General features: G+C 60.4%; 3 protein-coding genes. 2 read left to right on the forward strand and 1 reads right to left on the reverse strand.

All coding sequences use genetic code 11. The annotated features are described in order from the left end of the window. Nucleotides 1-1,513 precede the first annotated feature (1,513 nt). Nucleotides 1,514-2,020, forward strand: a complete 507-nt coding sequence (locus H5368_RS13330) for a DUF2199 domain-containing protein (protein WP_182825506.1) — start codon at nt 1,514-1,516, stop codon at nt 2,018-2,020. Nucleotides 2,021-2,584: 564 nt separating this feature from the next. On the opposite strand, the gene H5368_RS13335 is transcribed toward H5368_RS13330, so the two are convergent. Then, a complete protein-coding gene (locus tag H5368_RS13335) occupies nt 2,585-3,052 on the reverse strand; it encodes a hypothetical protein (RefSeq protein WP_182825508.1) in 468 nt (155 codons plus the stop codon). A gap of 3,458 nt (nt 3,053-6,510) precedes the next feature. Between H5368_RS13335 and H5368_RS13340 the strand changes: the two genes are divergently transcribed. Continuing rightward, nucleotides 6,511-6,675, forward strand: a 165-nt coding sequence (locus H5368_RS13340) for a transposase (RefSeq protein WP_182823976.1), incomplete at its 3' end; no start/stop codon positions are given.

A 6,675-nucleotide genomic window follows, 5' to 3' on the forward strand; every position in this document is an offset into this window, starting at 1 on the left:
CATCCGCGGCTACGTCGACTTCTACAACCACCAGCGCCTACACTCGGCGCTGGGTTACACCGCACCCGCCGACTACGAGCGCAGATGCGCCTAACCAACGGGTGTCCACTTTATCGAAGGAAGTCCCCACCGCATCGGGTCGCAAACCACATGGCAGGTACAGCTTGCCATGTGCTTCACGCCCCGCTGCGGCGCGGCTTAACTTAGGCGTTAGGCCGCTTGGTGTGCGTGTTCCGTTGTGCGCTTCTTCGGACAGTCCGTGACGGCTTGCAGGGTCGCTTCGTTCCAGGTCGCACTGACCAGCATCGCGCTTCGACAAAACGCCGCAGCCTGTTGCCTGCCGCGCTTTGCAGCAGCGGTGGCTTCGGCTACACGCTCCGCCCGTTGTTCTGGCTAGCCTCCGGCGGAAAACACCCAGGCCAGCCCAAGGGGCATCGGCCAGTCGAGCCAAGTTGTTGTAGTGTTCCGGCCAAGGGGTTGGGCGGCGGCGGTTTGGGGCAAGAGGTCAGGGTTCCCGCCAGCCGCGGCCTAACAATTCGTTCAAGCCGACACCGCTTCGTTACGCAAACCACATGGCAGAGAAAGCTTGCCATGTGGTTCGCTCCACTGCGCGGCGCGGCTTAACTCAGGCGTTAGGCCTTGCTTCCCGCACTGTTGTTGCCGGGTTCCAGGCAATCTGTAGCGCATCGCTTATCCGCGGCGTTTGCACCGCGCACGCGCGGTGCTGGCATCGGCAGTCAGTCCTGCAGCACCTCGGCTTCGGACAGGCGCGACTCTCCGCAAGATTTGACCTGCCGAGTCGGCTTCGGACAGGGCGCAGTGAGAGTTCTTGGCCGCACGAGTCGGTGGCTCGGGCTTTGGCCCCGGCAAGCGCCAGCCTCAAGCCGTTCGGCCAGACTTGTTGTACTGTTCGGCCCAGGGGTTGGGCTGTTGCGGGTCGGACGCAAGTTCCGGGCAGCGGCGGCCTAACAAGTCGTTCAAGCCGAAGCCGCTTCGTTACGCAAAACACATGGCAGGTAAAGCTTGCCATGTGTTTCGCTCCACTACGCGTCTCGGCTTAACTCTGGCGTTAGGCGCTCACGAGAGCCGCGGTTGTTAGCAATTCAAGTGTCCGTTGCAGTCGGCACTGTTGCAGCTTCGGTGTTCCGTTGTGCATTTCGTACGCGCGGTGGTGGCGTCGTCTAGCATTTCGGCTTCGGCTACGCGTAGCCTCACGGGAGATTGTTGGGGCCGCATTGGTCTTCGTAGAGTTTCCGGTGAGGCTTTTGGGCCGCGCGTTAAGCAGGTCCGGCTTCGGCAACATTCCTGTCTCGGTGGTGCGTGTGCCGTGGCAAGCCCGTCTTGGGCTTCGGCTAGTTCCAGGCGTGGTTCTGGCCTCGGCTTCGGCTACAGTGGCGCCTAACTATGCGTTCAAGCCGAACCCGCTTCGTTACGCGGCCCAGGCGGCAGGTAAAGCTTGCCACCTGGTCCACTCCACTGCGCGGGTCGGCTTAACTTAGGTGTTAGGGCCCGCATGAAGTCTTTCGTTTGCTCAACCTGTGGTGAAACGCATGACGGCCTGCCCACCGACCATGGCTGGAAGCTTCCGGATGTGGTTTGGGCCATCCCAGAGAGCGAGCGAGCCAATCAGGCAAAGTTCAATAGCGACCTTTGCCAGTTTGGCAGTAGCTTCTTCATACGCTGCCTGCTCAAGCTCCCCTTCAACGAGCAATCCGACTACTACGGCTGGGGTGTCTGGGTAGGAGTGCAAGAGCCAGACTTCTTCCGGTACGTCGAGCTCTATGACAAGGACGGGAGTAATGAGCCGCCAGTCGCGGGCACTATCGCCAATGCAATGCCAGGTTACCCATCTACTCTTGGCCTAGCTGTAATGGTGCAGTTCCAAAACAGCACAAGCCGGCCCGCTGTTCACGTTCCAGCGGTCAGTGGTCATCCTCTGGCTGTGGAGCAATCCAACGGCATAGACAATCGGCGGTATCACGAGATACTTGTTGCCACAGGGTCCGCGGGCGGGCCCTAACAATTCATTCAAGCCGACGCCGCTTCGCGGCGCGGCTTAATTCAGGCGTTAGGCCGCATGTCGGAACTCACGGAAAACTACCTTCGAGACCTCGGGTTCCTGCTTAAAGAGGAGTGGAAAGCGAGTGAGCGCGCTCTACATGAATCTAGCTCAGAGCAGAGGCAGTACGAGGCTGGACACAATCGGGCTTACCGCCGCGTTCTCTCGCTCATGTTGCAGCAGGCCGAAGCATTCGACCTCCCTTTGTCAGCGATATGCCTTGAAGGAATCGACAGGGACAAAGACTTGAGCTGCTAAGCCGTACAGCTGCGACGTATCCGCGTCGGTAGCCGTGGCTCGGTCCAGCGTCTGCGAGTTGTTGTAGTGTTCCGGCTCAGGGGGTTGGGTCGCAGCGTGTTCGGCGCGGGTGCTGGGCAGCAGCGGCCTAACAAGTCGTTCAAGCCGACGCCGCTTCGGGGCGCAAACCACATGGCAGATAAAGCTTGCCATGTGCTTCACGCCCCTACGCAGCGCAGCTTAACTCTGGTGTTAGGCCTCATGACAAGCGAACTTGCGGATCACGTATCAACCTTGCTCCAAGGTCGCTGCGGCAGCCTTACAGAGGCGGCCCTGACTGACGGAAAAAAGATCGTGATCCACAACATCGCTTGGGGTCGAGACATGGGAGCTGCGAGTGATCACATCACCACCAACATCTCCCCAGGACCAAGCGTCCCGCACACCGTGGACTTCTTCACGACGGATAAGGTCGCGCTTCTCATTGCCCCAGAATCTGGCGCAGTTTTGTACCGCAAGCCCGCGGATGAGGCCTAACAATGCGTTCAAGCCGAAGCCGCTTCGTTGCGCAAAGCACATGGCAGGTACAGCTTGCCATGTGCTTTGCTCCACTACGCGTCTCGGCTTAACTTCGGTGTTAGGCCTTGTTTCCCGCACTGTTGTTGCCGAGCTCAAGGCAATCTTTAGCTCCTCGCTTATCCGCAGCGTTTGCACCTCGCACGCGCGGTCAGGCATCGGCAGCCAGTCCTGCAGCACCTCGGCTTCGGATTGGCCAGACTCTCCGCAAGATTTGACCGGCCGAGTCGGCTTCGGACAGGGCGCTATGGAAGTTCTTGACCGCACGAGTCACTGGTTTCGGCTTCGGCCCGGACAACTGCCAGGCTCGGGCGCTCGGCCAGACTTGTTGTACTGTTCGGCTCAGGGGTTGGGCTGTCGCAAGGTCGGGCGCAAGCCTAGCGTGCGGCGGCCTAACAAGTCGTTCAAGCCGAAGCCGCTTCGTTACGCAAACCACATGGCAGGTAAAGCTTGCCATGTGCTTCGCTCCACTACGCGTCTCGGCTTAACTCTGGTGTTAGGCCGCACTAGAGTCCCGTGAACCGACTACTTCCAGCTCTGGGCTTCTTGCTTCTCTTGGCCGGGTGCGACCAGGTTCGTGAGCGCTGTCGTAAGGTTGAGCCGGGAATGACCATGTCCCAACTAACCGCCGTGATGGGTGAGCCTAGAGACTCCTTCCTGCTTGGAGACCCGCCTGCGGGGATCATGCTGGTGTATGGACCGAAGACTCGCGACAAGTGGCCGCAAGAAGCCGACGGGCCGATAGCCATCGAGATGCGAGATGCGCCGTCGCGTGACCCAGCTGACAGGGCCGTCGTGGAGACACATTGTCGTGCCAACTAACGTGCGGCCTAACAATGCGTTCAAGCCGAAGCCGCTTCGTTACGCAAAGCACATGGCAGGTACAGCTTGCCATGTGCCTCGCTCCACTACGCGTCTCGGCTTAACTTAGGTGTTAGGCCGATCTCATTGCATCGCTGTAGCTGCAGCGTCGTAAGCCGGTTGGTTCCGGCATCCTCGGGGCTATATCGCATGCGCGGTGAGCGGTATCGGCAGTAGCGCCAGTCGCACCTCGGCTTCGTTCGGGCTGGCTGTGCGGGTTCTCGGCCGCGCGGGCTGTGGTTCCGGCTTCGCTCCTGCTGGCACCGCCCAGTGCCGGTGGGTTGTTGTAATGTTCGGCTCAGGGGTTGGGCTGTCCGGCACAGGTGCCACGCATCGGCGGCCTAACGAGTCGTTCAAGCCGATGCCACATCGGTACGCAAATCACATGGCAGGAAGAGCTTGCCATGTGCTTCACGTCCCGCTGCGGCACGGCTTAACTCTGGTGTTAGGCCTCATGCCGCTACACATTGAGACATCTGATGCGACGCTTCTCAAGCGCTTCAATTCGGTAGCGCTATGGAGCTTTTTCTTCATCCTGGTCTGTGGCGGCGTCCTGTGGATCGCGGATTGGTTGAACTTATCGTGGTTGCAGGCGACGGCGAGTGTTGGCATCTGGATTGGAATGACAGTGTTCTTCCTCTCGGCCTTACTTATCGGGTTGTCGGCCTTGATCCTGATCTTCAGTCAAGCGGGTCCCAAGAGTGGCGCCTAACAATGCGTTCAAGCCGAAGCCGCTTCGTTCCGCAAACCACATGGCAAAAAGAGCTTGCCATGTGCTTCGCTCCACTACGCGTCTCGGCTTAACTTAGGTGTTAGGCCTTGTTTCCCGCACTGTTGTTGCTGGGTTCCAGGCACTCTGCAGCGCGTCGCTTATCCGCAGCACTTGCACCTCGCACGCGCGGCGCAGGCATTGGTAATCAGCCCTGCAACTCGTCGGCTTCGGACAGATGCGACTTTCCGCAAGATTCGAGCGGCCGAGTCGGCTTCGGACAGGGCGCGATGAGAGTTCTTGGCCGCGCGAGTCGGTGGTTCCGGCCTGGGCCCCGGCAAGTGCCAGCCTCAGGCCGTTCGGCCAGACTTGTTGTACTGTTCGGCGCAGGGGTTGGGCTGTCGCAAGGTCGGGCGCAAGCTCGGCGTGCGGCGGCCTAACAAGTCGTTCAAGCCGAAGCCGCTTCATTACGCAAAACACATGGCAGGTAAAGCTTGCCATGTGTTTCGCTCCACTACGCGTCTCGGCTTAACTCTGGTGTTAGGCCTTGTTTCCCGCACTGTTGCTGCCGGGTTCCAAGCAAACTGTAGCGACTCGCTCATCCGCAGCGTTTGCACCTCGCACGCGCGGTGCAGGCATCGGCAGTCAGTCGGGAAGCACTTCGGCTTCGGACAGGCGCGACTTTCCGCAAGATTCGACCTGCCGCACCGGCTTCGGCCAGGGTGCGGTGAGAGTTCTGGGCCGCGAAGGCTGCAACATCATCGCTTCGGCCTGGCAGATTCCAGCCTCGGGCTGACCGGCCAGACTTGTTGTAATGTTCGGCTCAGGGGTTGGGTCACCGCAGGTCAGGCACAGGTGCTGGGCAGCGGCGGCCTAACGAGTCGTTCAAGCCGAATCCGCTTCGTTCCGCAAAACACATGGCAGGTACAGCTTGCCATGTGTTTCGCTGCACTACGCTGCTCGGCTTAACTCTGGTGTTAGGCCTTTGGTTCGCGGCACTGTTGTAGCGGCGTCTCGGCAAGATTGCTTTGTTCTCGCGGCTCCCGCTTCTCGCCGTTGCGCTTTGCTCGCGCGGTGAAGGGCATCGGCAGTCACTCGTGGTGCACCTCGGCTTCGGATAGGCGCAGCCTCGGCGCAAGTACGATCATCCTGAGTCGGCCTCGTGCAGGTTGGCGGTGCGGGTTCTTGGCCGCGCGAGCCGGGAAATCAGGCTTCGGTTGCGGCACGCTCCAGTCCAAGCTGTCCGTCCAAACTTGTTGTACTGTTCGGCGCAGGGGTTGGGGCGCGGCAGGTCGGGCAGGGGTGCCAGGCATCGGCGGCCTAACAAGTCATTCAAGCCGACGCCGCTTCGCGGCGCGGCTTAATTCAGGCGTTAGGCGCTCAACAGAGATTGCGATTGACCATGAAGAATCGTGGAGAGTTTTGGGTCGCTGTCGCGGTGTTCATGGTGCTTATGACCATGAGTAGCCTCAATCGGCTGTATCGCGTCTCTAGTCGCGAGGGGATACCCATGTTCTCCTCGGAGGCTATTGCGGCAGGCTGGCTGTATTGCCTTGGCATGGCAGTCGGTCTTGTTGGGGCGGGCCTGTACTACTTCAACAAGCGGGATTAGTCTGGGGCTGTGGCTGCCGCGCCTAACAATGCGTTCAAGCCGACGCCGCATCGGGGCGCAAACCACGTGGCGGGTAAAGCTTGCCACGTGCTTCACGCCCCGCTGCGGCGCGGCTTAACTTAGGTGTTAGGCCCGCTGGGAGATGTACGGTCATGTGGAAGAGCGGCTACGAGCAGAGGCGTCGAACGATAGGCGCGGGAATAATCTTTGGGGTCGCAATCGGCGCGGCACTCGGCATTGTCCTTGGTCAACTCGTCCTGGGCATGGGGGTGGGTTTCGCTCTGGGTGCTGCTGCTGCGCTCGCCGTATCCAGCCGACGGCCGGATGGGGCCGGTAAGTCGACGCCGCGCTCTCCTAGTGACAGCGGCGGCGGCTGGGCCTAACAATGCGTTCAAGCCGACGCGGTAGTTCCTTCGCTTCAGTGGACACCCTGACCTAACGATCAGGAGTGTCTTTATGCCTACGCCAGGCCCCCGAACAACCTATCGCTACACAGACCACTTCAAGGCCACCGCAGTACGCCTGAGTGAGCTTCCCGGCGTCTCCGTCGCCGATGTTGCCGAGTCGCTTTACATCCACCCTTTCATGTTGTCTCGTTGGCGCAAGTTGGCCCGCGAGGGA

The organism is Luteimonas sp. MC1782, from assembly GCF_014164605.1.
Classification (GTDB): Bacteria; Pseudomonadota; Gammaproteobacteria; order Xanthomonadales; family Xanthomonadaceae; genus Luteimonas.

Bases quoted from the DNA above. Each gene is read 5' to 3' on its own strand.
- H5368_RS13330 (WP_182825506.1), top strand. From the start codon at position 1,514: ATGAAGTCTTTCGTTTGCTCAACCTGTGGTGAAACGCATGACGGCCTG.